Source organism: Clostridium magnum DSM 2767, from assembly GCF_001623875.1.
Classification (GTDB): domain Bacteria; phylum Bacillota; class Clostridia; order Clostridiales; family Clostridiaceae; genus Clostridium_AM; species Clostridium_AM magnum.
This window is the reverse complement of the sequence record NZ_LWAE01000016.1, coordinates 1-26,605: the sequence shown is the minus strand read 5'-3', so window position 1 is coordinate 26,605 and position 26,605 is coordinate 1. Positions and strand designations below refer to the sequence as shown.

Genomic DNA, 26,605 nt, shown 5'->3' with positions numbered 1-26,605 from the left:
TGATGGTATAGAATTATAAGTATAGGTAGAAGGTTCTATGACGGGAAAGCTAATAAGAGAAGGTCGTGAATTTATGCTTAGAAAATGAAAGTTAAATAAATATTTATTTAATTTTTATTTATGATAAAATGAATAAGTAATATATTTATAAGGAAGTGGATTTATATGCTTCAGGTAATAAGAGGAGCTACAGCAAAAACAGCATACACGGAAAAATTAATAGAAAAACTTGAAGAAAACCAAGTTGATGGAATTTTATATACTGGTTATCCTATTATTGGAGGAGTATTAGAGAAATTTAAAATAGACTCGATGTTACTATCAGAAAAACATGGTTTAATAATTTTTAATATCAATCAAGATTCTGCATTTGAAGATAAAACAGAAATTCATGATAGTATATATAATAATATTGAAGCAAGGTTAAAAAGATATAATAGTCTTACTAAAAGAAGAAATTTAATGGTAACTATTAACATTGTTGAATTTGCTCCAACATGGAATGATTCAAAATTAGAAATGGCAGAAGACTTTGATGCATGCAATGAAGATACCATTATAGAATATATAATAGGTATAAATTGGAGTAACAATGAGTATTACCCTAGATTAGTTGAATCTATACAGCTTATTTCACAACTAAAGAAAAGAAATACGAGAACAAATGTAACCAACGAAAATTCTCGTGGAGGAAAATTAAGAGCAATAGAAGATGAAATATCTAGTTTAGACCATTGCCAGAGTAAGGCAGTAATTGAAACAGTTAAGGGAGTACAAAGAATACGTGGTTTAGCTGGCTCAGGAAAAACTATAGTATTAGCGTTAAAAGTGGCATATTTATATACAATGTTTGAAGATAAAATTATTGCTGTTACTTTTAATACCAGGTCATTAAAAGGACAATTTGAAACATTAATAGCAAATTTTATTATTGAAAATACTAATGAAGAGCCTGATTGGTCAAGAATAAAAATTATTCATGCTTGGGGAAGTTCAAAGAGTGATGGATTATATTATGATTTTTGCATAGAAAATAATGTTGAATATTTAGATTTTTCTGCTGCAAAGTCTAAATATAGATTTTCAGATGACATATTTGGTGATGTATGTAGAGAAGCTTTAGGAACTGTAAAAAATCCTAAAAAATTATATGATGTTATATTAGTTGATGAAGCTCAAGACTTCTCAAAATATTTCTTGAGATTATGTTATGCATCACTACCAGAAGATAATAAAATGCTAGTATATGCATATGATGAATTACAAAGTTTGAATAATAATAGGGTAGAGTCTCCAGAAAAGTTGTTTGGAGATAGAAATGGAAAGCCAATTGTTACTTTAAGAAATGAGGATAACAAACCAACAGAGGATGTAATTCTTTATAAATGCTATAGAAATTCAAGACCTGTTCTTACAACGGCTCATAGTTTAGGTTTTGGAATATATCGAGAAGGTAAATTAGTTCAGCTATTTGAAGATAAAAAGCTGTGGGAAGATATAGGATATACAGTATTAGAAGGGAATTTAAATGATAATGGACGAGTTGTATTAAGTAGGACAGATAAAAGCAGTCCAGAGTTTCTAGAAACTCATTCAGATATTGATGATTTACTGCAATTTAGAAGTTTTAACAATATAGAAGAAGAGGCAGAATGGGTAGCTAACGGAATAATTAAAAATTTAGAAGAAGATGAATTGAGATTTAATGATATTATTATAATTCATCCTAATCCTCTAACAATTAGAAATTATGTTAGCAAGATTAGAATGAAGTTATTAGAAAATAGAATACAAACTCATATTGCAGGGTATGATAGTTCACCAGATGAATTTTTCAGAGAAAATTCTATTACCATATCACAAATTTATAGAGCAAAAGGTAATGAAGCAGCTATAGTTTATTTTGTAAATGCAGATTATTGTTATTCTGGTACAAATTTAGCTAGTAAAAGAAATATATTATTCACAGGTATTACAAGGTCGAAGGCATGGGTAAGAGTCTCAGGTGTAGGTGAAGGTATGAATAACTTAATAGAAGAATACAATAAGGTTAAGCAAAAAGAATTTAAACTTGATTTTATTTACCCAAATGAGGATGAAAGAAAGAAGTTAAGAATTATTCATAGGGATAAAACCAAGACTGAGGAAGAAAATATAAAAGCTACTGAAAGTAAGTTGAAAGGTATATTAAGTGAATTAAAAGATGGAAAGATACAAAAGGAAGATCTATCCGAAGACATTATAAAAGAAATAATGGAGCTTTTAATGAATGAATCCTAAAAATGTACTAAAAGAGGTTACTAATATTACCATGGAATTAGTTCGTATAGGTTTAGCTGACGAATTTAGCATACCTATATTAAATAATAATAGTGTTTCATGGAGTGGATGTAAAGATTTATCTATATCTATGAGAAACATACCTTACAAAGAAATATATAAAAAAATAATTTCGGATAAAAGTTTTAATTTTAAGTTTCCTGATGGGGGAGTAATTCAATTATTATATCATTTTGACAATGAAGAGCTAATAAAACATAGACTTGCATTTTTCCCATCCCCAGATTTTGAAGAATTTCAAAATAACCCTGAAATATATGAAAATGATGAAATATATGGGGATGTAGTAGATAAGCAAGTTATGCCTGTTATAGTAAGAATTGATTATGATAAAAATGAAGTGGAATCTGAACTTCATCATCCTTATTGTCATCTTACCTTAGGACAATACAAAAATTGTAGAATACCTGTTGATAAACCAATTTCGCCGAAACAATTTATTACATTCATATTGGAAAATTTTTATTATGTACCAACAAGAGCTTTTCTTGAATATGATTTTAAAAAATACGTAGATGACGTAGAATCAAATATGCATGAAGAAGACATGTCGAAGATTCATCTTAAAATAGTTTGACATAATAAAAAATACTTATCTAAAGTAGTCTTAAAAATTGGAATATTGAATGATAGTTGGAGAATTATAATATTTTATTAACGTTTAAAAATATGTAGACAAGTAATAGGCAACAGCATTGAAATTATATAATAAAAGTAATATGAAGTAACATTGTATAATTAATATATGGTTGTAAAGTATTGAAATAACCATGGTTACAGTGAATGCATAAATTATATTATAATAAGATAAAAGTGTAGGGACAAGGGTTTAAATCCTCTCTGATGCACTATAATTAAGGCTTTCTAAGTTATTGGGAAGTCTTTTTTTATGCAAAATAGTACAATGAAAAGTAAAATAGTAGGGTAGTGTACTCTCTACCAAGGTATCTGGTTATTGTCGAATTTAAAGCAGATAACTTACAGTGTTTTGACAAAACTTGAGGAGAACCAGGTACCTTAGTGGGAGCGAAGCTAGTACTTGTTATTGCATCTAAATTAAATGCACATATTAGCAAGGCGTACCTTAGGTCCGCCAAGGACCCCTGGGGGTCGTTAACAAATTGTTAACAATTTGTTTTGATATGAACCTCGAAAATCGGTGAACATATTCCCACGCACCAAGAGGTTGAAAATAATCAATGCTATCTGTCGAGCCATGTGTATTGGTAAATCATTTTAATTTAGGTAAAATTAATGAATTATATGCTATTAAGGCTATAGTTTTAAATAGCGGAATAAAAACTAAAAAAAGGATATAAATATGTTTACACAGAACTAATGTTCGTGTATAATCTTATTATAATAATGCTGTAGAAGGGATATGAAGAAGATAAAAAGGTTGTTTTTTACATTGATGTCAACTCTGCTTATATTTTTTGGGAAGCAGTAGATAGATTGTATAACAGAGGTGACTTAGATTTAAGGGAAGTATCTTCTGTTGTAGGTGGAGATACAGTGTTTATTTAATATTAATAATGAAGAAATGAGGAATTATTATAATGTCAAATCATTCGGGAAGTTACATGCTAAATGAGGTTTTGGAAATTGTTATGGAAAAGCAGATAATTAAACTGGAGGAAAAAGAAAAATTCAGAGATTTTGCTTTGGAGTTATTAGAACTAGGCAGACATTATGACTGCAATGATGGCGAAATATTAGATGGTATTGGTGAAAAAATTGGTCTATGCTATTGTTGTTTAGAGGCTACTGAAGACATTGAGGATGGTATCTGCAAAAAATGTAGGGATTAAAATATTTATATTGAGAAAATTTTATACTGAGTATAAAACTTGAATTATTCATGAACTCAAATCTTAAGAGATTAGCAAGCTCAGGCAGGCCTTCGCAAGCGCCCCAAGGGTGTAAATTTTGGCAATTTGGTAATAATCAATAATAAACAAATTAAAGTGAAGTTTTTTGATTATATAGGCCCAAAAGATAGAATGGTATCTTGTTGCAAGCTGTCATGTTATTACAAGAGGTAACCACAGAAATGACATGTTTAAAATGTTTAGCTGTGGATAGAAAATTTCAAGCTAGTGGTATAGGTTCAGCAATACTACAATACATAACACCACAATGTAAAGAATTATCAGAGTTTATAGGTTGCAGATGTCTAATTATAGATGCGATAAGAGAAAAAGTAAATTGGTACAAAGATAGAGGATTTCAATTCATTGATAGCGAAGATAACCTAAAAGAATATGACGTCACGATACCAATGTTTATAGACTTTAGAGATGATGAAATAGTAATAGATTATTTCGAAGAGGAGGTATAAATAACCATGGCTATAGAAAGAAAAGATAGGTCAATAATTTTGACGGGAGAAGCTGCTAAGAATTTTAATTGTAAAATGAAGAGTTTGGATCCAAATGTAATATATAAGCGTGATAAATTTATACAAGACTCAAAAGAAAAAGTTCAAGTATGTAAATCTAATGGGAAGATAACATTAATAATAAAATAGCAAGCTCAAGCAAGCCTTCGCAAACACCCAGGGGTGTAAATTTTATAATAGCATGACGGAGAAAAACTATTAGTTTTCAGTTCGAATTCTAATAGTTTTTGTTTTATATGATAAAATTAACTGAAGGATTATAAAGAAATTTTAAATGAGGTTAACGAAGAAATAGCCTCTTTAGTATTCGATTTTTTAGGAAAAACTTTTCAAACTGCAAGATTAAAAGAAGTACCCAATCAGACTGGAGTAGAGTTTATAGAAATACTAAGGAATATTTATGAGCAGTTAGAGAAAGCCATTAAAAGAATTGAAAAGCATCCTAAGCATGGAGTATTAAATAAGCAAGAAATTAAAAATGTAGATAAAGCCAAGAAGATTTCAAGAAACAGTATAGATTATATAAGAAAGCACAGCAGTAATCTTATAAAATCCAGTAAAGGTATTATTGAAATAAGAGGAGAAAAATATGTGCCTTCTAAAGTAGTAGAAATAAAAAAGATCACTACCTTAGATATATACGAAAATCAATATGTAAAATTTATGCTTAAAAATATTCTTGTAAGAATTAAACTCATTAAGGATAATATATTAAATATTTATGGAGAAGAAAATGAGTACTTTAAGTCGTTAGTTTTATTTGAGAATAGAATACTAAGGCATTTAAAAGGCTTCTTTTCGAATATATCAGATATACAAGGTAAGAAAAGTATGTCTTTGATTTTTAAAATGTCTAGTGGGTATAAGGAAGTTTATTACTATTATATGATGCTAAATATAGATTGAGTATAGATGATAAAAATATTGTTGGACCTATGGAGGACGATATAAATGTAATGCATAGATACAGGGATGCTATAGTTAGTGAAATGGATGAGGGTGTGCAGTTTAAGTATGATACCTTTGGAGCCTATGTGCGAGGCTCACTTGCTAAAGGTATCTGAGGAAACCAAGTAGTCGGTGATGTAAGTGGCAGATTTGTCAAACATGTCGGAAACGACAGCATCAAGGGCTGCATTGCAAACAGAGAAAGCATTTTGGAAACGGTTCTTTTCACTGCTTTTGCAGGAAACAAGTTTGGAACGATAGCGTGTGTACTCACGAAGAACACGGATTTCTTTTTTGAGGATATAGCTTTCTGGAACTAATCCTAGACGGAATAAATCTCCAATCCACTTGGAATCCTTTGTATCATCCTTATTTCCTTTTACAGCTTTCACCCATTTGGGGTTAGCAATGGTTATACGGATGATGTCTACCTAGAAGGGAGCATAGTAAAAATTAGTGCAGCAGTCTTTTTTTATTTCTATGTATGAGAAAAACAGTAGTACTTATGCCAAAAGAATTTTTAAAAATAAGATTAAACAATATAATAAAATTCAACACTTAATATTGTTTGAAAGTTATTTTACTATATTAAAAAAATACAATCATAATAAAACTAGGTATTAAATTATCGGAATATTAGGATGACTGTTTTTTTGATTTATAAAGGAAGATACAATATTACTTAAAGCAATAATGCCTTCTTTCAATTTATGTTCATCTAAAAAAGAAAAACTAATACGTATATGATTAAATTCGGGTTCACTTGGATAGCAGGCTGATCCACAAAGAAAGCTAATATTTTGGTCTTGAGCATCAAAAACAAGACTTTCTGCGTTTAGCCATGAAGGCAATGTAATCCAAATATTTGGTCCACCTTGCGGAATAGTCCATTTAACACTAATCGGCATATATTTTGTAAGCAACTCTAAAGCTAAATTACGCCTTTTAATTAAAATGGAATTCAGATTTTTTAAATGTTTTTTTATAAAATCATATTGAATAAAAGGTAATAGTACTTTTTGAGTTAGCAATGGACTCCCCAGATCAGAATTTGCTTTAGCAGCTACAAGTCTATTAAGTATCGAACCTGATGCTGCTAGTGCCCCAATTCTACAACCAGATGATAGAAATTTACTAAATCCTTTAATATATATTACATGACCATCGGTATCCATACTTTTAATTGGAGGTAAAGAATTTTTTTCAAAAGTTAACTCACTCCAAGGATCATCTTCAACAATCAGGCAGTTAAAGCTTTTTGCAATATCAAGTAGTTCTTTTCTTCTTTGCATACTCATAACAGTTCCAGATGGATTATGGTAAGTTGGAATTGTATAAATTAATTTTGGAGAATGGGAATAACATATTTTTAAAAGTAAGTCTGTACGCATTCCATCATTATCAACAGGAACAGATAAAATAGTAGCTCCTTGCCAACGAAAAACATCAATAGCAGCTGTATATGTAGGAGCTTCCATAATTACAATATCTCCTAAACCAATAAAGGTTCTTGCAACTAAGTTTATTCCCTGTTGCGATCCATTGGTTATTACAATTTCTTCTTCAGACAGAGCAATATCTTTGGTTTTTAAATAACTAGCCATAGAAGCACGTAATTCTGAATCTCCTTGTACGGGTCCGTACTCAAAAAGTATAGATGGATTTTTAAGAATAAATGACGATAAGTGCTTAGAAATATGCTCTCCAGGAAGTAATGATCCATGAATATTGGCAAAAGACATCTGAATTTGTGGCTCTTTAGTCAAATATCTATTTTGCATGCCAAATTGGGCTCTTGGAAGATGATCACTGATTGAAAGCTGCCAATCAAGTGAAGTAGAATCATTGATAGCAAGCTCAGGCAAGCCTTCGCAAACACCCCAGGGGTGTAAATTTTGGAAATTTGGCAATAATCAATAATAAAAAATAAAGTGAGGTTTTAGATTATGCCGACCAAAAAGAGAGAATGGTATCCATATGCAAGTTATCATATTACTGCAAGAGGCAATCATAGAAATGATATTTTTAAAGATAAAGAGGATTTTATATATTATTTAACTTTGATAAAAGAAGCAGTGGAATATTATATCTACGACAAATATGAAATAATAAGTTATTGCTTAATGGATAACCATGTGCATATATTAATTAAAACAGGAGAGAGACATTTAGGACAATTTATAGGTAAAATAAATAGTAAATATGCAAAGTATTATAATAAAAAATATAACTACATTGGACATTTATTTCAAGATAGATATTTTTCAGAGCTTATAGAATCAGATGCTCAAATGCTTGAAACAAGTAAATATATCCATCTGAACCCAGTTAGAGCTAAAATGGTTGAAAAGCCGGAGGATTATGAATGGAGCAGCTATCCTATGTACATTGGTAATAAAAAAGAAAATTTAATTTGTAGTAGCTACTTATTATCCTATTTTAATAGTGAAAACAGAGAATTATATAAAAAATATGTGGAAGCGGTAATTTAGCATCACTGACTTAATATTAAAAATCTTAGTCTTAAGTCTCTTTCGAAAATTCCGATCGGGACGTAAACTATCAAAGGAAATAATCGGAACAAATGTTTGTATAACATCTGGTAAAATAGACCATACTATATCTATGAAAGCTTGAAAGGAGATATAGTATGGTTTATTCATGTATAGAAAATGATTATGCTTTAACTTTAGTAAAAGAAGAAGTTAATAATTATGGAAAGAAAAAAGAAAGAAAATTTCAGCTTCAGATGGACAAAATTTTAAAGAGGTTATTTACATTAAAAAATACAACACCAATTATAGATTTTCTTAATGCAGCTTATAATGACAATATAAGTTATGAGGCTAAATTATATTATGCTGATAAAGAGATCAATAATTATAACAAGAAAATCAGTAGATACATAAGTTTTTATGCTGATATGTATATAAAAGTTATAGACGGAGAAAAGATTTATGAATATGAAATAGAATTCCAAACAGTCTATGAAAATAGTATGGCTATAAGAATGTTTAGATATGGTTTTGAAAGGGCTGTAAAATTTGCAGATTATAGCAGTATCAAAGAAGGTAAAATTAAAATAAAATTACCAGAGCCTTATCTTATTGTTTTAGAAGAGAATAAGGATATACCTGATGATATATATTTAGAGATAGAAATTCCGAAGCAAAATACAGTTACATATACTTGTAAGGTATTGAAGTATTATAATTATAATATTGATACATTGCTAAAGGAAAATATGTACCTATTACTGCCACTACAGATATTTAGATTAAGAAAGAAAATGCATGAAATAAGTAGAAGTAGTTTACCTCTTGAAAAGAAGAAAAGTAAAATGATTGATGTATATAATCAGTTGAAAATAGTTATAGAAGGTACTTTAAAAGCTATAGATTTATCGTATAATAATAGTAAGATAAATTTAGAAGATTATGATGAAATGACATCTGCTATAGAGAATATTAATTCCTATTTTTTAAATATGTACGGAAAATATACAGATTTTGATGAGGAGGTTAAGGAAATGGTAAAGAGCTTTTATGATCCTAAAGTTGAGGAAAGAGGAATAGAAAAAGGAAAAATAGAAACAGCAACAGAAATGATTAAAGAGGGAGAGCCTATAGAAAAGATTAAAAAATATACGAAGTTAGATGAAAATAAGATTTTAGAATTAATAAAACAAATAGGAACTAAAAAGGTTCAGTAAAATATAATGCCTATAAGTTTATATACAGAGTTTATAAAAAAGGTATAGTGGTTTCTGCTATACCTTTTCTAATGACAACTGCTCAGCAGCCGGGATATCTGCAGTAGCAAGCTCAGGCAAGCCTTCGCAAACACCCCAGGGGTGTAAATTAATTAGTTAATGAATATTAATACTAAATTGTTTTAATAAGAGAGGGATTTTATGTTAACAATACTTATAGTTGAAGATGATATTACTTTAAATAATGGAATTATGCTGTCCCTTAGACAGAAAGATGTGGACATCCAGCAGGCTTATAGTATCAAACAGACTAAGAAGATACTATCAGAGAAATCAATTGATCTTATTATACTGGATGTAAACCTACCTGATGGAAGCGGCTTTGAATTATGTAAGGAAATTCGTCAAACATCATCCATTCCTATAATATTTCTTACTGCTAATGATATGGAAATTGATGTTGTTACAGGCTTAGAGCTTGGCGGTGATGATTATATTACTAAACCCTTTAGTCTTATGATTTTGCGTGCAAGAGTGATGGCAGCACTGAGACGCTGGCAAAGCTTAAATTCTGGCAATAGAGTTGTTATAGATAATATGGTGTTTAACTTTGATACTATGGAATTTACTAAGAATGAAGAAAATTTTGTACTTAGCAAAACAGAACAGAAACTCCTTAGAGTTTTTCTAGCTAATAAAGGTACGGTTCTATCCCGAACACAACTTGTAGATAAAATTTGGACTGATGGTTCTGAATATGTGGATGAAAATGCTCTTACTGTGGCAGTAAGTAGACTTAGAAATAAGATAGAAGATACCCCTAACTCTCCTAAATATATAAAAACAATATACGGTATGGGATATATGTGGTCTGGTGGTGGAGTAAATGAATAAAATTACAGAAACTTCATTTCATAGGACTTATTTTACTTTTGGAGGTCTATTTTTATTAATAACATTAGTTGTTGTAGCATTTATTTTATCTACTGATAATATCGAAAAGGAGAAACTCGTTCTTGCCACATCTATATATGCTTTTTTTACTCTAATATTAGCAGTTTTGTTTATATTTGCATTAAAAAATAAAATAACTACAGTTATTAAATCAATTGATGGAATTATAGATAATGCAATAAGTGGGAAAAATATATGCACAAGCTATGATGAAACCTCCATTTCTGCTTTGGAAAACAAAATGTATCGTTTTGTTTCGATATCTAAATCTAATACAGCAGCAATTGATGAAGAGCGAAATAAAATAAAAAGTCTTATTTCAGATATTTCACATCAAACTAAAACACCAATAGCAAATATATTACTTTATTCAGAATTATTACTTGATAGGTCTACAATAAATGATGAAGAGAAGCAGTTGGCAAAGGGGATAAAGGTTCAGTCTGAAAAATTTAAGTGGTTGATAGAATCACTTGTTAAAATGTCCAGACTTGAAGTTGGTATTATCTCTGCCAATAAAGCTTTGACATCAATATTTCAAACTATCAGCAGTTCTATTGGGGCTGTATTTTCTGATGCAGAAAAAAAGAATATTCAAATTCAAGTATCCTGCAGTGAAGATATTAAAGCATACTATGATAGTAAGTGGACCAGTGAAGCTATTATTAATATTCTTGAAAATGCTATTAAATATACTACTATAGGCGGAAGGGTTGCTGTAACAGTTAAGCAATATGAGATTTTTACAGAGATAGTTATTTCAGATACTGGAATAGGAATTAGGGAAGATGAAATTACCCGAATATTCAAGCGTTTTTATAGAAGTAAGAATGTATCTCAATATGAGGGTGTTGGTATAGGTCTTTACCTTTCAAGAGAGATTATTTCCTCACAAGGCGGATATATCAAGGTTAAATCTCAAATTAATAAAGGTTCTGTATTTTCAGTATTCCTACCCAATACTAAATAAAGATATCAGTTTCAGAAATATACATAAATATTTCAAAACTGTTATATTTGAGAAAGCAGTTTGTTAGATTTGGGGAGTATAGTATCTAAATATAAAGGATATATTTTGGGAGGAAATGATATGACAATTTTACAAACTAAGGATTTGAAGAAAATCTATGGGGATGGAGAAAATACAGTAAGAGCTTTAGATGGGGTAGATTTAAGCATAAGTCGGGGAGAGTTTGTTGCTATTGTAGGTACTTCTGGAAGTGGAAAAAGTACACTATTACATATGCTTGGTGGGCTTGACCGGCCAACTTCAGGAATGGTAGAAGTTGAAGGAAAGGAAATATTTAAATTGAGTGATGAAGAACTGACTATATTTAGGCGGAGAAAAATAGGTTTTATATTTCAAAATTATAATCTTATACCTATATTAAATGTCTATGAGAATATCGCTCTTCCTATTGAACTTGATGGAAATAAGATTGATGAGAAATATTTAGAAAATGTAGTATCAGTGCTTGGACTCAAGGGGAAAATTAATAATTATCCTAATAACTTATCAGGAGGTCAACAGCAGAGAGTAGCTATTGCAAGAGCTTTAGCAACTAAACCTGCTATTATTTTAGCAGATGAGCCTACAGGAAATCTTGATAGTAAGACAAGCCTTGATGTGTTGGGATTATTAAAAACTACAAGTCAGCGTTTTTGTCAAACCATAGTTATGATAACTCATAATGAAGAAATAGCTCAAATGGCTGATAGAATCATAAGAATCGAAGATGGAAGAATTGTAAATAAGGCGGTGAATACTGATGATAGAGACTGCTAACAGGAGGTCAATTTACAAGCTATCTATCAAGAGTTTAAAAGCAAATAAACTTAGAAATATATTTATAATAATATCAATAGCACTTACAACTATTTTGTTTACCTGTGTATTTACTATTGGAATGAGTATGTTAAAATCAATAGAGGGAAGCACTATGCGTCAGGTTGGAGGCAGTGCTCATGGTAGTTTTAAGTATGTAACTAATGAAGAATTTAACAAAATAAAAGACCATAAACTCATAAAAGAATTTGGTTACTCAATAATGGTAGGTTCCGCTGATAACAAAGAACTCATAACAAGATCCACTGAAATACGATATGGAACGGATAAAGAAGCAGAATTTATGTTTTCTAAACCAACTGAAGGAAGAATGCCCGAAAAGGAAAATGAATTAGCCACAGATACAATAGTTTTGGATAAGCTTGGCATACCGCATGAAATAGGAAAAAAGGTAACCCTTTCTTATAAAATAAATGGAAAGCAGGTTACAGATACTTTTGTACTTTCGGGATATTGGGAGGGAGATAAGGTGGCCCCAGCTAGTTTAGCCTGGGTGTCAGATGAATTTATCAAAACGAGGCTTGCAAATATAGATACAAACTATGTTAAAAAAAATATTAAAGAAAGTAATGATATAGCTGGTCTTATTTTTGTTGATGTAGTTTTTTCCAACAGTTTTAATATAAAAGGCAAGCTTTTACAAATATTAAAAGACAGTGGTTATACAGAAAATGATATACAAACAGGAGTAAACTGGGCCTATTCTATAGCAAATTTCCAAGTAGATTTTGGAACAGTACTTGGTTTACTAGGTGCGATAATACTTATTTTATTAAGTGGTTATCTTATTATATATAATATATTCTATATTTCAGTAGCAAAGGATACGAAATTTTATGGTATGCTGAAAACCATAGGAACTACAGAAAAGCAAATAAAAATAATTGTAAAGAATCAGGCTAGAATACTCTCTGCTATAGGGATACCAATAGGGCTATTTATAGGATATATTTTAGGCTTGATACTTTTGCCTTTTGCAATGCAGGTTTTAAGTATTACACAAAAATCCCTGTCCTTTAATCCGCTAATATTTATAGGTTCAGCTTTATTCTCAATAATAACAATATCAATAAGCTGTAAAAAGCCAGCAAAGATAGCTTCAAAAATATCACCTATAGAGGCAGTGCGGTATACAGGTCTTTCAAAACTGGGAAAGAGGAAAATTAAAAACTCAACTAATGGAGCAAAGGCTTCCAAGATGGCTTTATCAAATATCTTCAGAAATTTTAAGAAAGCCTTTATTGTAATGCTTTCACTTTCTTTAAGTATAATACTTCTTAATAGTGTCTATACCATAGTTACTGGTTTTGATATGGAAAAATATATTAGCCACAATATGATTAGTGATTTTGCTATAGCTGACGCAGCATATTTTAATCCTAGTATGGGATACAAGGGACAAAATACATTAACAGAAAATACAATTAAGGAAATAAGCTCCTTAAAAGGTCTAGAACATATAAGTAGAATATACTTTAAAGCACAATATCACAAACTTGATACTAAGGCCTTGAAATGGTTTGAAACTTCGCTTAAAAAAGAAGAGAAATTACGAGGAAGTGATGATTTTTATATAAAAGAATCAAAACCAGAATTAAGCAAAGGACAAATATTTTTAAGTATATATGGACTAGACAAGACAGTAGGAAATAAACTGAAAATTGTCAAAGGAAATTTTGATGCAGAGAAATTTTCTTCAGGTAATTATGTAGTAATTGGAAGACCTTATTTTTTAGAGTCGGATATGAAAGAAAGCTATTACGAAGTTGGAGATACTATCAAAATAAAATATGATAATGAAAAAGAAAAGAGCTATAAGGTTTTAGCAATAGGAGAAATTCCATATAATATTTCTGTGAGATTTTTCATCAGCTGTGGAATAGACATTTATATTCCAACTGATGAATTTAAAACTGTTGTTGATAATCCAACAATAATGACAGCAATATTTGATATGGAAGATAAATATATAGACAGTACAGAAAAGTATCTTACAGACTATATTAAAACAAAAAATCCTATGCTCGAATATAAATCTAGAAAGACCTTTGAAAAGGAATTTGCAAAGACACAATCCACTTATAGAACTATAGGATATTCCCTCAGTTTTATAATTGCCCTTATAGGAATACTAAATTTTGTAAATTCTATGATAACAAATATAATATCCAGAAGACAAGAACATGCAATGCTTCAAAGTATAGGCATGACCAGAAAGCAGCTTTATAAATTACTAATTTTTGAGGGATTATACTACGCTTTATTCACTATATTAATAGTTTGTACTCTGGGAGCAGCCATTAATTACTTTATAGTTAAGGCTGTAGCCGGTAGTATATGGTTTTTTACTTATCACTTTACACTTACACCTGTATTAATTTGTGTACCTTTCCTTATAGTATTTTCTTTAGCAATACCAGTTGTATGCTATACACTAGGAAATAAGATGAGTATAGTAGAAAGATTAAGAGAAATAGATTAGCAGGTAAGAAAATAAAATTATAAAGTTAACCTATATCTCAAGCAGCAAGCAAAATAGCAAATCAGAGACCAGATACTGTTCTTTGCTTTAGAAATAATCAAGATAAATGCAGGGTTTACATATTTGATGCTAAATATAGATTAAGTATAGATGATAAAAATATTGTTGGGCCTATGGAAGATGATATAAATGTAATGCATAGATACAGAGATGCTATAGTTAGTGAAATGGATGAGGGGATGCAGTTTAAGTATGATACCTTTTGACCCTATGTGATGTTTCCTTAATATAAAGTATAGCAGTTATTTTAGAAAATATGTAGAGGAATCAAAGATGGAAACATAATATTGTACGGGCCTCCTGGAACAGGAAAAACCTATTTAAGCAGCAGATATTTAAAATGGAAATCTGAAAGTTCAAGTAATGGGGTCATTAAAGAGTTTTATACCTTCCACCCTTCCTTTAATTATGAGGACTTTATTGAGGGGTATAAACCTTCTAGTGATGGAAAAGGTGATATTTCTTTCATACTTAAGGATGATATATTCAAAAAAATATGTAATAAAGCAAAGGCTGATGAAGTGAAACTTAAATCAGATGGGGTTTCAGACCCTATCTGATTTTTAGTTGAACGAATTCAGGGGCATACCCGCTCGCAACGTACACTTTGAAGAAGATGGGAGTATTAGAGCGGGTAGTCATCGGATAAATCCTATAGAAGGATAAAGCCTGATATTGTTTTAGTAAATAAGAAAAATAAAGATGACTATATAATTATTGATACCCAAAATAAGGCTTATGGAAATAAGAAAGTATATAACGAAGATATTTACCAGCTGTCCTTTTATGGTATGTATTTTTATAATATGTATAAACATAAGGCAAAGATTTATATTATATATCCCAAGTATGAAAATGACGGAGAAAAATATGAGAAGATTTTTATTAATACCATCGATGAATCTTTAGACAAGCCATTCATTAGTGTGAGATCAATTGATATAAATGGATATCTTAAGCTTATTGGAAAAGATTTATCAGGAAAAGTAGATTTAAAAGATAAGCTTCGAGGGATGATATCCTAGGATAAAAGATGCTAACTTTATAGATAAAGATTGGAGGAGAAAATGACTGGTTATCTAGTGGCGTATGTTTCGGAAAATATAGATACAGGTAGAGAGTCTTTTATTGAATACTGTTTAAATAATGGACTGGCAGGTACACCTAATTCAGCTAATGCCATCTATCAAGTTGGAAAAGGTGACGGAGTATTTCTAAAGATTTTAAAAAATGATGGGACAGTTATGGATTGGGAGTTTATGTATAAATGGGTGAACTGTTAGGAGATACGATGAATTTAAATCATTATAGTGAACAAGATCGGTTCATGTAGAAATATGAGAAGTTGTCTATTTACAATTAGATCTTTAGTTTCTATCAATTCTTCTACAAGTAAGCTAATTTCATAGTTACTTGATTTGCTAATTTTTTAAGAACAAGTGTTTGTATATGATCTGGTAAAATAGACCATACTATATCTATGAAAGTTTGAAAGGAGATGTAGTATGGTTTATTTATGTGTAAAAAATGATTATCCTTTAACTTTAATAAAAGAAAAGGAAGATAGTTATGGAAAGAAAAAAAGTCCTCTTCAAATGGATAAAATCTTAAAGAGGTTATTTACACTAAAAACAAGATACCTACTTACAGATTTTCTTATAGAAAACAAAAATATTATCTTGTATAATTAACATAAAAGGAGATGAAGATTTGTCGGCAAAAGGGATAACATATCAGGCAAAAGACGTACTTTTTAAGACTTTAAGTGAGATGTTTAAAGATAAGGCATTGATTATGTACGGACTAGACTATCCTAAGATAGTTGAGATGCTTCCAAATGAGTTTCCAGAAGTAAAAGCAGATGAACGCAGAGCAGATAGTGTGTTTCTATTAGAAGATGGTTCAATACTTTTATTAGAATATGAAAGTAATAATAGAATAATAGAAAATATGTATAAGTATATTGATTATGTTTTAAGAATTTCAAGGAAATATTACGAAGAAAATAAAAGTATTAAAAAAGTAAATGTGGCAGTAATATATGCAAGCAACATTGAAAAGGCAGAGAATAACTTTAATATAGGAAGTGTAGGTATAACTGTAAAATCTGTTTTTATGAAAAACTATGACGGAGACATTATTTATAAAGATGTTGAAAGTAAGATAAAAGCAGGTAAAAACTTAGAGGACATAGATCTTATGAACTTAATATTACTTCCATTAATGAAAAGTAAAAAGGATAAGCATGAGATTATTAAAGATACCATAGAATTAGCTAAAGAAGTAGATGATGAAAGAAATCAGTATTTTATTATTGCTGGAGTGTTAACTTCTACAGATAAGTTTATTGATGAAGAATATGCTAATATGGTAAGGAGTTGGTTAAAAATGACTAAGGTAGAAAAAATATTTGAAAAAGAAAAAGAAGAAGCTATGAAAGAGACTAGGAGTCAGGCTGAAAAGGATAAAGCGACAGAGATAGCAAAAAATTTAATGGATATACTTTCAGTAGAGATGATATCAAAGAAAACCGGATTATCTATTGAAGAAGTTGAAAAGTTAAAGGAAGAAATGAGTAAAAATTAATAGGTGATGGGATATTCTATTCAATTATTCGAAGATGAATCTCAAAATTGTAATAAAGTAGAATTACTGGAACAAGCATTATTTCAGTTGGGTGCATATTATACTGTAATAGGAGAAGAGGATAATCTAAAATAGACTAGCTTAGTGCTGATACAGTAAGCTAGTCTATTTTAGATTTGATTAGGATAAACAAAGCTTAGTTGGTTTGCTAATTATTTAATATATTTACCTATAATTTTCAGGTCATTAGTTTCTATCAGTTCATGGACAAGTAAGTTAACTTCATAGTCACTCAATCTGCGAATTTTATATTTATGTTCTTCATAGTAATCTGGAAATTCATGGTTTATTATATTTTCTAGAATTTCAGCCTTACCAATAGCCATACCTTCCCTAAAACCTTTATTAAAATTGCTTTCATAAGACATATAAAGCACCTCTTAACTTTGAATTTCTTCCCAACGTTTCTTATAAATTGATAGCCTGTTAGTTTGCTCTATCAATATATTTAAGACAATAGTTAGAGCAAAACTAAATTTAGCAGAGTTGTCGCCGCCGAATACATGACACAATTCATGTAAGTAAGTGCTTAAAGCATCGCTAAAAGTATTTTTAGTTAAGAGTTTAATTTTCAGTGCTATAATTGGTAGTTTGTATCTAATCTTAAGACCATGATCATTTACTATAGATTCATTTAATTTTATACAATTAGCGAATCCATCTACAGAAGAACTATTATTTACTATAACTTTGTATTTAGGAATGCTTTTCACATAAAAAAAGTCTGAAAATAAGTCATGCATACAATCTTCTAGTATATTGAAATATTTTATTTCTGACTCATAAGGATCTCTTGTTAATGAAAAACCATTGTCATTATCACAAGCTTCTTCTATAGACATATATCCAAGTAATTTAAAGTTATCCTGAACAAGAGTATATTTTGCTCTATTATGTTCATACCAACATAGAGCTTCGGTTCTTTTATTAAGATCTGATTTTTTGTTTTTTTGTATCTTGTCTGCCCATAGTAAGTTAGGATAAATGTTTTTAAATGATGTTAAATACTTAGTTGAAGAAGATATTTTAAATATAAGATTTTTTATTATCGAATAATAGGAATTGTATCCGTATTTTTCAGTAGGATATGAATACCAGTATTGTCTGAATTCAGATAATAATGCATATGAAACTTCTGAAGAACATTTAACAATCACTCCAACAATAATATTTATAACATCTATTTTTGAAAAAAGCTTCCTATCCCTATCCTTCAGTTTGTAGTCATGTAAACAAAAAACAAAGGGTAACTCAAAAGAACCTAGTGCTTGATATGAAGCAAAAACTATACCATTTCCATCACAGTTATAGGTATAGGGGTACTTTGGAGGCTTTGCTTTGTTAGATCTTTTGTAGATTGCACATACATTATCTTTATACAAAGTTTCTCCAAGCAAGGGGTTTCCAGGATAATAAAACGAAAAAATAGCAGCTTGTAACGTTTCGAGATCTTCTTCATAAAATGGATAAATTTTTAGAATAGTATCTTTTGTTGATGAAGAAAATTCCTTAACGTTATAACTCAAAGATTTAAGTTGTTTACCATCTATTAGTGTTTCAGATGTTATAACATCTAAATACCAGTTCTTTGATGCAATACTTATATTCCAATCATAATCACGAATAGAGCAGAGTGAAGCTATTTTAAAACCCTCACCAAAGTAGCCAGCGTATTTTTCAGAGTTTTCTCTCTTAGTAGAGGCGCCAATATGTATTAGCCATTCGTAGCTAAATTCTACATTTTTTGAAGTAAATATTAGTACATTTTCTTTTGTTATTTGGTATGAAAATCTCTCATCAAATTTATCACAAGAAACAGAATCATAGAAATTTTGTATAAAGTCTCTTAAAACCTGATATTTTGACCAGCAAACAGGATAATCGAATATTAAATTTAAAGGAATATTTTTTTCATTAACAATAGCTGAATAGTTTGATTTAAACATTACAACACCTCTAATAGTTTTATTTATATATTAACATGAACGAAACATTTTGAAAATGGTTTTGTTTGAGTTAACATGGCTTGTAGTTTAATTTTATAAAAATAAATGTTCAAAAAATAATAAAAAGGTAAGTTATTGAAAAACTAACCTTTTTTAAGAAAATATTTTAAAACTTATTTACTTTATTTTGTTTTCATTTTTTTGGGCAAGTTCTAAAGCTACCTCAATACAGTTAATAAAAAGTTCTTTTGTTTTAGGGGAAATGATGTTACCATTTAAAGTTATTTTATTATTGTTATCAAATAAATGTAGTATTTTATTTACTAATTGATTTAATTCAACAATATGTTCATTATCTAAAGAGTATTCAGTTTTTTGTTCGTAAACTATATCATCTACACATAAGAGGTAATCAATGGAAACTTCGAAATAACTAGCTAAATTTATAAGAAGACTTATTTCGGGAATTCTTTTGTCATTTTCATATTGAGAAATTGCAGATTTAGTAAGAGTATAATGAAATTTTTCATTGAAATCATTGATAAGTTGCTCCTGAGTATATTTTTTGTACAATCTCAAGTTTTTAAATCGATTACCGAAAGTATCCAAACTATGCACCTCTATAATAAAAAAATAAATATAATAGAGTATAGCATAAACTGGAAATTTAATAAAGCAAGTTAACAATAGAAAAACTTTAAGTGCAAAGTTAACGATGAGTTAACCTATTTACGATTCTTTTTTTGAAACTGGATATAAATTTGAAGGAAATAAAGAATTTATAAGTGATAACAATATATATAATAGAATTATATATTGTATAATGTTAGGATGTGGAAAAATGGAACCTGATATTTTTGTTATGTGTGAAAATGCTCAAACTTTAGGTGAAAGCTTTATTTCATCACTAAAGATAATTTTCGAAGTGGTGTCTGAAAAATATTCTGATAACTAGCAAGTGGGGCATTTCAAGCCCCACAAGGGTACCTGGTTCCTGTCAGATTTTGACGTATACGTTAAACAATTGTCAAAAAGCCTAGCAAGCTCAGGCAAGCTTTCGCAAATACCCTAGAGGTGTAAATTTTGGCAAATGTAAGGCAAATATTTATATTATATATCCCAAGTATGAGAATGACAGAGAAAAATATGAGAAGATATTTATTAATACTATCGATGAATCTTTAGACAAGCCATTCATTAGTGTGAGGCCAATTGATATAAATGAATATCTTAAACTTATTGAAAAAGATGTATTAGAAAAAGCAGACTTAAAAGATAAGCTTCGAGGGATGATATCCTAGGATAAAAAATTTAGCCTATTCCAATGCCTATACGAGTGTCTTCAGTATATATACAAACTGAAGGCACTTTTATTATTTACACAGCTAAACCAAAAGGTGCCCTTCTTAGTAAAACTAATAGTTTCAAGGAGGGGATTTCATGATATTTAAAAAAGCCATTGTATGCGCCCATATTGATGGTGACACAACAGTAGTAAAATTGGAAAATGGGTTAAAAGAAAGAGTTAGGTTTATAGGAATAAACTGTCCGGAAAGCACTATAAAGCAGGAGTCTTATGGCAAAGAAGCGGCTGGTTATACTAAAAACAATCTTTTTGATAAGGTAATTTATCTGGAGAAAGATATTAGTGACAGAGATGTCTACGGAAGATTACTTCGCTACATTTGGCTCCAAATTCCTAGTAAAATTAGCAGTGATGAGATAAGAAATAAAATGTTTAATGCTATTTTGTTAGCTAATGGATATGCCAGGCAGGCTACTTATATCCCAGATATAAAGTATAGCGGTTATTTTGGAGAATATGTAAAGGAGGCGAAGGTGGAGAGTAAGGGGATTTGGGGCATTGTGTAAGGATAATGACTATTTTATTACATATAGTTGTAAGGTGTTAAAGTACTATGCTTATAATATGTTCAAGAGATATTAATTTTGATACAGTGGAATGGGAGAATGAGGCGGATATAGATCCTGATTCTTAGTTGAGCCAATCCAGTGAGTACAGAGCGGATAATCATCGTATAAACTAAGTCTGGTGTATCACTATGTGAATTACTGAGTATGTAGAAGTATAATATCATAATAATAGGATATTATATGATTAAAGAGATATATTAATAGTTTTCTATATGTGTACTCATGTTAAGATACTACTTGTCCCTTCGAGAGGTGACAAACACAAACAACAGTGGTTGATCAATATGTATATATAATGACGCGGGGTGGAGCAGTTGGTAGCTCGTCGGGCTCATAACCCGAAGGTCGTAGGTTCAAGTCCTGCCTCCGCAACCATGAAGTGAAACTTGAATCAGATGGAGTTTCAACTCCACCTGATTCTTAGTTGAACGAATCCAGGGACGTACCCGCTCTTTACTCCCACCTTGGAGAAGATGGGAGTATTAGAGCAGGTAGTCATCGGAAAAATATTGACAACAAATAAGTTTGTTTGATATTATGTGTAAGCTGTTAAAGACGCAGTACGATAATGTAATGTGGTGTGAGTAACTTGGTAACAATTTACTAGTTGACAGATAAGCACAGAGATGATAAGATGTAAATCTGGTCGCAATTAGCGACTAAGTACATCAGTTAACTGGTAACAAATTACTAGTTGACGAGCTGAGACAAGCATGGTAAGATATAAATCCATCGCAAATCAGTGATAACTTAGTGAGACAAAACTGGTAATAAAATACTAGTTGACAAGCTGAGATGAAGATGATAAGATGTAAATCCAGTCGCAAACAAGCGACATGATCCTTGAAAATTAAACAGAGGTAAAAATCCTAAATGGCTTTTTACGGGTAAAGTTATGAATCGATGACAATCGATGAATAAATTTACACCGTGCAATGAAAGTCAAAATGACTTTTATTAAATAAACTAAACCAGCAATTCTTTAACTACTATATATTAGTAGTAAATGAAGTTAAACACTGACGTGTTTAACTAAGCGATCATCACAAAATCATAGATTTTGGATGTCTGCTTAAGTAATGAGCATTCAAACTTTTAAATTGAGAGTTTGATCCTGGCTCAGGACGAACGCTGGCGGCGTGCCTAACACATGCAAGTCGAGCGATGAAGCCCTTCGGGGTGGATTAGCGGCGGACGGGTGAGTAACACGTGGGTAACCTGCCTCAAAGAGGGGGATAGCCTCCCGAAAGGGAGATTAATACCGCATAACATTAGTTTTTCGCATGAAGAACTAATTAAAGGAGTAATCCGCTTTGAGATGGACCCGCGGCGCATTAGCTAGTTGGTGAGGTAAAGGCTCACCAAGGCGACGATGCGTAGCCGACCTGAGAGGGTGATCGGCCACATTGGAACTGAGACACGGTCCAGACTCCTACGGGAGGCAGCAGTGGGGAATATTGCACAATGGGCGAAAGCCTGATGCAGCAACGCCGCGTGAGTGATGAAGGCCTTCGGGTTGTAAAGCTCTGTCTTTTGGGACGATAATGACGGTACCAAAGGAGGAAGCCACGGCTAACTACGTGCCAGCAGCCGCGGTAATACGTAGGTGGCGAGCGTTGTCCGGATTTACTGGGCGTAAAGGATGCGTAGGCGGATATTTAAGTGAGATGTGAAATACCCGAGCTTAACTTGGGTGCTGCATTTCAAACTGGATATCTAGAGTGCGGGAGAGGAGAATGGAATTCCTAGTGTAGCGGTGAAATGCGTAGAGATTAGGAAGAACACCAGTGGCGAAGGCGATTCTCTGGACCGTAACTGACGCTGAGGCATGAAAGCGTGGGTAGCAAACAGGATTAGATACCCTGGTAGTCCACGCCGTAAACGATGAGTACTAGGTGTAGGAGGGTCCAACCTTCTGTGCCGCAGTTAACACAATAAGTACTCCGCCTGGGAAGTACGATCGCAAGATTAAAACTCAAAGGAATTGACGGGGGCCCGCACAAGCAGCGGAGCATGTGGTTTAATTCGAAGCAACGCGAAGAACCTTACCTGGACTTGACATCCCCTGAATAGTGCAGAGATGCATGAAGCCCTTCGGGGCAGGGAGACAGGTGGTGCATGGTTGTCGTCAGCTCGTGTCGTGAGATGTTAGGTTAAGTCCTGCAACGAGCGCAACCCCTATCATTAGTTGCTACCATTAAGTTGAGCACTCTAGTGAGACTGCCCGGGTTAACCGGGAGGAAGGTGGGGATGACGTCAAATCATCATGCCCCTTATGTCCAGGGCTACACACGTGCTACAATGGTAGGTACAGAGAGATGCAAGACCGCGAGGTGGAGCAAAACTCAAAAACCTATCCCAGTTCGGATTGTAGGCTGCAACTCGCCTACATGAAGCCGGAGTTGCTAGTAATCGCGAATCAGAATGTCGCGGTGAATACGTTCCCGGGCCTTGTACACACCGCCCGTCACACCATGAGAGCTGGCAACACCCGAAGTCCGTGAGGTAACCTGTAAAGGGGCCAGCGGCCGAAGGTGGGGTTAGTGATTGGGGTGAAGTCGTAACAAGGTAGCCGTAGGAGAACCTGCGGCTGGATCACCTCCTTTCTAAGGATAATACAGACAGGTAATGCTGTCTGAAAGACTGGTTGTTTAGCCTCTGTTTAATCTTGAGGGGTTAAAATCCTAAATGGATTTTAACGGGTAATTTAGCCGAATACTTTCGGCATTAAGAATTACCCCGGGACTACAGTTTGTAGTAGGGGGGTAACTTAGGAGATTACTCGTCATAAATACCTCAATTGTTCTTTGAAAATTGCACAGTGAAGAAACGTTAAACAATCGCAATTGTTTAACAAAGTAAAGCTAAAGGTAAATTACTTATACGAAAGTATATTTAACACCTTTGTAGATTTTATTGAACTAAAACCAGAAAATTGATAGAAGCGAGCAGTTCAAGGAAGGACACGAGTGAAGAGCGGAGTTTACTTATGGTAAATGAGTATCTGAACGAGAGGCCTGACGCAGAAATGTGTTGTAAATATTGATTTTAAGGTGAAAGTAGAAAATTGATAGTAACGAGCAATTCGAGGAGAGGCTTGAATGAGGAGCAGAGTTTACTGACTGGTAAATGAGCACCGCAATGAAAGACTTGACGAAGAAGTGCGAAGTTAATAGCAATTTTCGGTATAGGTCAAGCTACAAAGGGCGCATGGTGAATGCCTTGGCACCAGAAGCCGAAGAAGGACGCGATAAGCTGCGATAAGCTTTGGGTAGGCGCAAATAGCCAGTGATCCAGAGATTTCCGAATGGGGCAACCCACATTACTAACGTAATGTACTGTAAACTGAATTCATAGGTTTATAGAGGTATACCCGGGGAACTGAAACATCTAAGTACCCGGAGGAAGAGAAAGAAAAATCGATTTTCTAAGTAGCGGCGAGCGAAAAGGAAAGAGCCCAAACCAGGAACTTGTTCCTGGGGTTGCGGATAGACCATAAATACTGCAATTTTTTAACTGAAGAGAGCTGGAAGGCTCCGCCGTAGAAGGTAAAAGCCCTGTAAGTGAAAAAAAAGAGCAGTCAGGTCTAATCCAGAGTACCACGAGACACGTGAAACCTTGTGGGAAGCAGGGAGGACCACCTCCCAAGGCTAAATACTAACTGGTGACCGATAGTGAAGCAGTACCGTGAGGGAAAGGTGAAAAGAACCCCGGAAGGGGAGTGAAATAGAACCTGAAACCGTGTGTCCACAATCAGTCGAAGCACTTTTATGTGCGACGGCGTGCTTTTTGTAGAACGAGCCAGCGAGTTACGATGTGTAGCAAGGTTAAATACTTAAGGTATGGAGCCGAAGGGAAACCGAGTCTGAATAGGGCGAAAAGTTGCATGTCGTAGACCCGAAACCGGGTGACCTATCCATGGACAGGTTGAAGCGGAAGTAAAATTCCGTGGAGGACCGAACCACGTTGGTGTTGAAAAACCATGGGATGAGCTGTGGATAGCGGAGAAATTCCAATCGAACTCGGAGATAGCTGGTTCTCCTCGAAATAGCTTTAGGGCTAGCGTTTTGAATGAGTAATGGAGGTAGAGCACTGAATGGGCTAGGGGCTGACAACAGTTACTGAACCCTATCAAACTCCGAATGCCATATACTTGAATCAAAGCAGTCAGACTACGAATGATAAGATCCGTGGTCAAAAGGGAAACAGCCCAGACCATCAGCTAAGGTCCCAAAGTGTAAGTTAAGTGGAAAAGGATGTGGGATTTCTAAGACAACTAGGATGTTGGCTTAGAAGCAGCCACTCATTTAAAGAGTGCGTAATAGCTCACTAGTCGAGAGATCCTGCGCCGAAGATGTCCGGGGCTAAAACTTACCACCGAAGCTATGGATTGATACGTAAGTATCAGTGGTAGAGGAGCTTCCTGTATGGGTTGAAGTCGTACCGAAAGGAGCGGTGGACTGTACAGGAGTGAGTATGCTGGCATAAGTAGCGAGAAATAAGTGAGAATCTTATTGGTCGAAAACCTAAGGTTTCCTGAGGAAGGCTCGTCCGCTCAGGGTTAGTCGGGGCCTAAGCCGAGGCCGAAAGGCGTAGGTGATGGACAATCGGTTGATATTCCGATACCGCCAACTGACGTTATTACAAATGGGATGACGCAGGAGGATAAGATTTGCGCACTATTGGATGTGCGTCTAAGCGTTTAGGTATACAGGATAGGCAAATCCGCCTGTAATTAGCTGAGACGTGATGGGGAGCCCTTATGGGCGAAGTATCTGATTCCACGCTGCCAAGAAAAGTCTCTATGGAGGATGTTGGCGCCCGTACCGCAAACCGACACAGGTAGGTGAGGAGAGAATCCTAAGACCAGCGGAAGAATTGTTGTCAAGGAACTCGGCAAATTGACCCCGTAACTTCGGGAGAAGGGGTGCCTACGCAAGTAGGTCGCAGAGAATAGGCCCAAGCAACTGTTTTAGCAAAAACACAGTCTCTGCTAAAGCGAAAGCTGAAGTATAGGGCTGACGCCTGCCCGGTGCTGGAAGGTTAAGGGGAATACTTAGCGCAAGCGAAGGTATGAACTTAAGCCCCAGTAAACGGCGGCCGTAACTATAACGGTCCTAAGGTAGCGAAATTCCTTGTCGGGTAAGTTCCGACCCGCACGAATGGCGTAATGATTTGGGCACTGTCTCGACAACAAATCCGGCGAAATTGTATTGCGAGTGAAGATGCTCGCTACCCGCGATTGGACGGAAAGACCCCGTAGAGCTTTACTGTAGCTAGCATTGAATTTCGGTATTGTCTGTACAGGATAGGTGGGAGACTGAGAAACAAGGGC

The 26,605-nt window shown here is 32.9% G+C and carries 25 protein-coding genes, 1 tRNA gene, 2 rRNA genes and 1 pseudogene; 24 read left to right on the top strand and 5 right to left on the bottom strand.

Annotation, left to right across the window (positions count from 1 at the left end; all coding sequences use genetic code 11):
* Positions 1-165: 165 nt before the first annotated feature.
* From CLMAG_RS28855 to CLMAG_RS31270, 7 genes are all read left to right on the top strand, one after another.
* Positions 166-2,280: a DEAD/DEAH box helicase gene (locus CLMAG_RS28855; RefSeq protein WP_066630820.1), complete on the top strand. Its 2,115-nt coding sequence runs from the start codon at positions 166-168 to the stop codon at positions 2,278-2,280.
* Positions 2,270-2,917, top strand: a complete 648-nt coding sequence (locus CLMAG_RS28850) for a DUF2290 domain-containing protein (protein WP_066630819.1) — start codon at positions 2,270-2,272, stop codon at positions 2,915-2,917. The genes CLMAG_RS28855 and CLMAG_RS28850 overlap by 11 nt, the downstream gene beginning before the upstream one ends.
* Before the next feature lie 982 nt (positions 2,918-3,899).
* Complete coding sequence (locus tag CLMAG_RS28845; protein ID WP_066630818.1) at positions 3,900-4,151, top strand: hypothetical protein; 252 nt, start codon at positions 3,900-3,902, stop codon at positions 4,149-4,151.
* Between the two features lie 242 nt (positions 4,152-4,393).
* Positions 4,394-4,681, top strand: a complete 288-nt coding sequence (locus tag CLMAG_RS28840) for a GNAT family N-acetyltransferase (RefSeq protein WP_066630816.1) — start codon at positions 4,394-4,396, stop codon at positions 4,679-4,681.
* A gap of 6 nt (positions 4,682-4,687) precedes the next feature.
* The gene (locus CLMAG_RS28835) at positions 4,688-4,870 is read left to right on the top strand and encodes a hypothetical protein (RefSeq protein WP_066630815.1); all 183 of its coding nucleotides are present in this window, start codon (positions 4,688-4,690) and stop codon (positions 4,868-4,870) included.
* A 120-nt stretch (positions 4,871-4,990) separates the two neighbouring features.
* Complete coding sequence (locus CLMAG_RS31275) at positions 4,991-5,647, top strand: DUF2357 domain-containing protein (RefSeq protein ID WP_082832140.1); 657 nt, start codon at positions 4,991-4,993, stop codon at positions 5,645-5,647.
* Positions 5,644-5,805, top strand: a complete 162-nt coding sequence (locus CLMAG_RS31270) for a nuclease domain-containing protein (protein ID WP_082832139.1) — start codon at positions 5,644-5,646, stop codon at positions 5,803-5,805. The genes CLMAG_RS31275 and CLMAG_RS31270 overlap by 4 nt, the downstream gene beginning before the upstream one ends.
* A gap of 3 nt (positions 5,806-5,808) precedes the next feature.
* On the opposite strand, the pseudogene CLMAG_RS31265 reads toward CLMAG_RS31270, so the two are convergent.
* Positions 5,809-6,117 (bottom strand): annotated as a pseudogene (locus tag CLMAG_RS31265) (IS110 family transposase); the annotation flags it as partial.
* Between the two features lie 192 nt (positions 6,118-6,309).
* Positions 6,310-7,554 carry an aminotransferase-like domain-containing protein gene (locus tag CLMAG_RS28825; RefSeq protein ID WP_066630813.1) on the bottom strand — a complete coding sequence of 415 codons (1,245 nt, stop codon included), beginning with the start codon at positions 7,552-7,554 and terminating at the stop codon, positions 6,310-6,312.
* Between the two features lie 81 nt (positions 7,555-7,635).
* Between CLMAG_RS28825 and CLMAG_RS28820 the strand changes: the two genes are divergently transcribed.
* The 13 genes from CLMAG_RS28820 to CLMAG_RS34575 all read left to right on the top strand — a co-directional run bounded on the left by CLMAG_RS28820 (position 7,636) and on the right by CLMAG_RS34575 (position 17,464).
* Positions 7,636-8,181, top strand: coding sequence for a transposase (locus CLMAG_RS28820; protein WP_066630812.1), 546 nt, complete (start codon positions 7,636-7,638; stop codon positions 8,179-8,181).
* A 158-nt stretch (positions 8,182-8,339) separates the two neighbouring features.
* On the top strand, positions 8,340-9,401 hold the full coding sequence (locus CLMAG_RS34020; protein ID WP_066630811.1) for a hypothetical protein: 1,062 nt from the start codon (positions 8,340-8,342) through the stop codon (positions 9,399-9,401).
* 201 nt (positions 9,402-9,602) lie between these two features.
* Entirely contained in the window at positions 9,603-10,295 is a 693-nt protein-coding gene (locus CLMAG_RS28810) for a response regulator transcription factor (RefSeq protein WP_066630810.1), read from the top strand.
* Entirely contained in the window at positions 10,288-11,325 is a 1,038-nt protein-coding gene (locus CLMAG_RS28805) for a sensor histidine kinase (protein WP_066630809.1), read from the top strand. Before CLMAG_RS28810 ends, CLMAG_RS28805 begins: the two co-directional genes overlap by 8 nt.
* A gap of 120 nt (positions 11,326-11,445) precedes the next feature.
* Positions 11,446-12,141 (top strand): ABC transporter ATP-binding protein, encoded by a 696-nt coding sequence (locus CLMAG_RS28800; protein WP_066630808.1) that lies wholly within the window; start codon positions 11,446-11,448, stop codon positions 12,139-12,141.
* On the top strand, positions 12,125-14,683 hold the full coding sequence (locus CLMAG_RS28795) for an ABC transporter permease (RefSeq protein ID WP_066630807.1): 2,559 nt from the start codon (positions 12,125-12,127) through the stop codon (positions 14,681-14,683). Before CLMAG_RS28800 ends, CLMAG_RS28795 begins: the two co-directional genes overlap by 17 nt.
* Before the next feature lie 32 nt (positions 14,684-14,715).
* Entirely contained in the window at positions 14,716-14,949 is a 234-nt protein-coding gene (locus tag CLMAG_RS31255; RefSeq protein ID WP_082832138.1) for a nuclease domain-containing protein, read from the top strand.
* An 81-nt stretch (positions 14,950-15,030) separates the two neighbouring features.
* Complete coding sequence (locus CLMAG_RS28790) at positions 15,031-15,303, top strand: hypothetical protein (protein WP_066630805.1); 273 nt, start codon at positions 15,031-15,033, stop codon at positions 15,301-15,303.
* A gap of 231 nt (positions 15,304-15,534) precedes the next feature.
* Positions 15,535-15,768, top strand: coding sequence for a hypothetical protein (locus tag CLMAG_RS28785; RefSeq protein WP_066630804.1), 234 nt, complete (start codon positions 15,535-15,537; stop codon positions 15,766-15,768).
* Positions 15,769-15,810: 42 nt separating this feature from the next.
* Positions 15,811-16,026, top strand: a complete 216-nt coding sequence (locus CLMAG_RS28780; RefSeq protein WP_175562215.1) for a hypothetical protein — start codon at positions 15,811-15,813, stop codon at positions 16,024-16,026.
* A 222-nt stretch (positions 16,027-16,248) separates the two neighbouring features.
* Positions 16,249-16,434 (top strand): hypothetical protein, encoded by a 186-nt coding sequence (locus tag CLMAG_RS28775; RefSeq protein ID WP_066630803.1) that lies wholly within the window; start codon positions 16,249-16,251, stop codon positions 16,432-16,434.
* Between the two features lie 19 nt (positions 16,435-16,453).
* Positions 16,454-17,329 carry an RpnC/YadD family protein gene (locus CLMAG_RS28770; RefSeq protein WP_066630802.1) on the top strand — a complete coding sequence of 292 codons (876 nt, stop codon included), beginning with the start codon at positions 16,454-16,456 and terminating at the stop codon, positions 17,327-17,329.
* A gap of 6 nt (positions 17,330-17,335) precedes the next feature.
* A complete protein-coding gene (locus tag CLMAG_RS34575; protein WP_278331915.1) occupies positions 17,336-17,464 on the top strand; it encodes a hypothetical protein in 129 nt (42 codons plus the stop codon).
* 77 nt (positions 17,465-17,541) lie between these two features.
* Here CLMAG_RS34575 and CLMAG_RS28765 read toward each other — a convergent pair whose 3' ends face one another.
* The 3 genes from CLMAG_RS28765 to CLMAG_RS28755 all read right to left on the bottom strand — a co-directional run bounded on the left by CLMAG_RS28765 (position 17,542) and on the right by CLMAG_RS28755 (position 19,944).
* On the bottom strand, positions 17,542-17,757 hold the full coding sequence (locus CLMAG_RS28765; RefSeq protein ID WP_066630801.1) for a hypothetical protein: 216 nt from the start codon (positions 17,755-17,757) through the stop codon (positions 17,542-17,544).
* Between the two features lie 12 nt (positions 17,758-17,769).
* A complete protein-coding gene (locus CLMAG_RS28760; RefSeq protein WP_066630800.1) occupies positions 17,770-19,335 on the bottom strand; it encodes a hypothetical protein in 1,566 nt (521 codons plus the stop codon).
* Between the two features lie 177 nt (positions 19,336-19,512).
* A complete protein-coding gene (locus CLMAG_RS28755) occupies positions 19,513-19,944 on the bottom strand; it encodes a helix-turn-helix domain-containing protein (RefSeq protein ID WP_066630799.1) in 432 nt (143 codons plus the stop codon).
* Positions 19,945-20,775: 831 nt separating this feature from the next.
* Between CLMAG_RS28755 and CLMAG_RS28750 the strand changes: the two genes are divergently transcribed.
* The 4 genes from CLMAG_RS28750 to CLMAG_RS28735 all read left to right on the top strand — a co-directional run.
* Positions 20,776-21,207, top strand: a complete 432-nt coding sequence (locus tag CLMAG_RS28750; RefSeq protein ID WP_066630798.1) for a thermonuclease family protein — start codon at positions 20,776-20,778, stop codon at positions 21,205-21,207.
* 362 nt (positions 21,208-21,569) lie between these two features.
* A tRNA-Met gene (locus CLMAG_RS28745) sits at positions 21,570-21,645 on the top strand.
* Between the two features lie 721 nt (positions 21,646-22,366).
* Positions 22,367-23,876, top strand: a 16S ribosomal RNA gene (locus CLMAG_RS28740).
* A gap of 584 nt (positions 23,877-24,460) precedes the next feature.
* Positions 24,461-26,605: ribosomal RNA gene (locus tag CLMAG_RS28735) — 23S ribosomal RNA — on the top strand; the annotation flags it as partial.

Coding starts and splice junctions, on each gene's coding strand:
- CLMAG_RS28810 (WP_066630810.1), top strand. CDS start 9,603: ATGTTAACAATACTTATAGTTGAAGATGATATTACTTTAAATAATGGA.
- CLMAG_RS28840 (WP_066630816.1), top strand. CDS start 4,394: ATGACATGTTTAAAATGTTTAGCTGTGGATAGAAAATTTCAAGCTAGT.
- CLMAG_RS28785 (WP_066630804.1), top strand. CDS start 15,535: ATGTATTTTTATAATATGTATAAACATAAGGCAAAGATTTATATTATA.
- CLMAG_RS28805 (WP_066630809.1), top strand. CDS start 10,288: ATGAATAAAATTACAGAAACTTCATTTCATAGGACTTATTTTACTTTT.
- CLMAG_RS28750 (WP_066630798.1), top strand. CDS start 20,776: ATGATATTTAAAAAAGCCATTGTATGCGCCCATATTGATGGTGACACA.
- CLMAG_RS28850 (WP_066630819.1), top strand. CDS start 2,270: ATGAATCCTAAAAATGTACTAAAAGAGGTTACTAATATTACCATGGAA.
- CLMAG_RS28835 (WP_066630815.1), top strand. CDS start 4,688: ATGGCTATAGAAAGAAAAGATAGGTCAATAATTTTGACGGGAGAAGCT.
- CLMAG_RS28765 (WP_066630801.1), bottom strand. CDS start 17,757: ATGTCTTATGAAAGCAATTTTAATAAAGGTTTTAGGGAAGGTATGGCT.
- CLMAG_RS28800 (WP_066630808.1), top strand. CDS start 11,446: ATGACAATTTTACAAACTAAGGATTTGAAGAAAATCTATGGGGATGGA.
- CLMAG_RS28775 (WP_066630803.1), top strand. CDS start 16,249: ATGGTTTATTTATGTGTAAAAAATGATTATCCTTTAACTTTAATAAAA.
- CLMAG_RS28780 (WP_175562215.1), top strand. CDS start 15,811: ATGACTGGTTATCTAGTGGCGTATGTTTCGGAAAATATAGATACAGGT.
- CLMAG_RS28795 (WP_066630807.1), top strand. CDS start 12,125: ATGATAGAGACTGCTAACAGGAGGTCAATTTACAAGCTATCTATCAAG.
- CLMAG_RS28845 (WP_066630818.1), top strand. CDS start 3,900: ATGTCAAATCATTCGGGAAGTTACATGCTAAATGAGGTTTTGGAAATT.
- CLMAG_RS34575 (WP_278331915.1), top strand. CDS start 17,336: ATGGGATATTCTATTCAATTATTCGAAGATGAATCTCAAAATTGTAAT.
- CLMAG_RS28855 (WP_066630820.1), top strand. CDS start 166: ATGCTTCAGGTAATAAGAGGAGCTACAGCAAAAACAGCATACACGGAA.
- CLMAG_RS28760 (WP_066630800.1), bottom strand. CDS start 19,335: ATGTTTAAATCAAACTATTCAGCTATTGTTAATGAAAAAAATATTCCT.
- CLMAG_RS28820 (WP_066630812.1), top strand. CDS start 7,636: ATGCCGACCAAAAAGAGAGAATGGTATCCATATGCAAGTTATCATATT.
- CLMAG_RS34020 (WP_066630811.1), top strand. CDS start 8,340: ATGGTTTATTCATGTATAGAAAATGATTATGCTTTAACTTTAGTAAAA.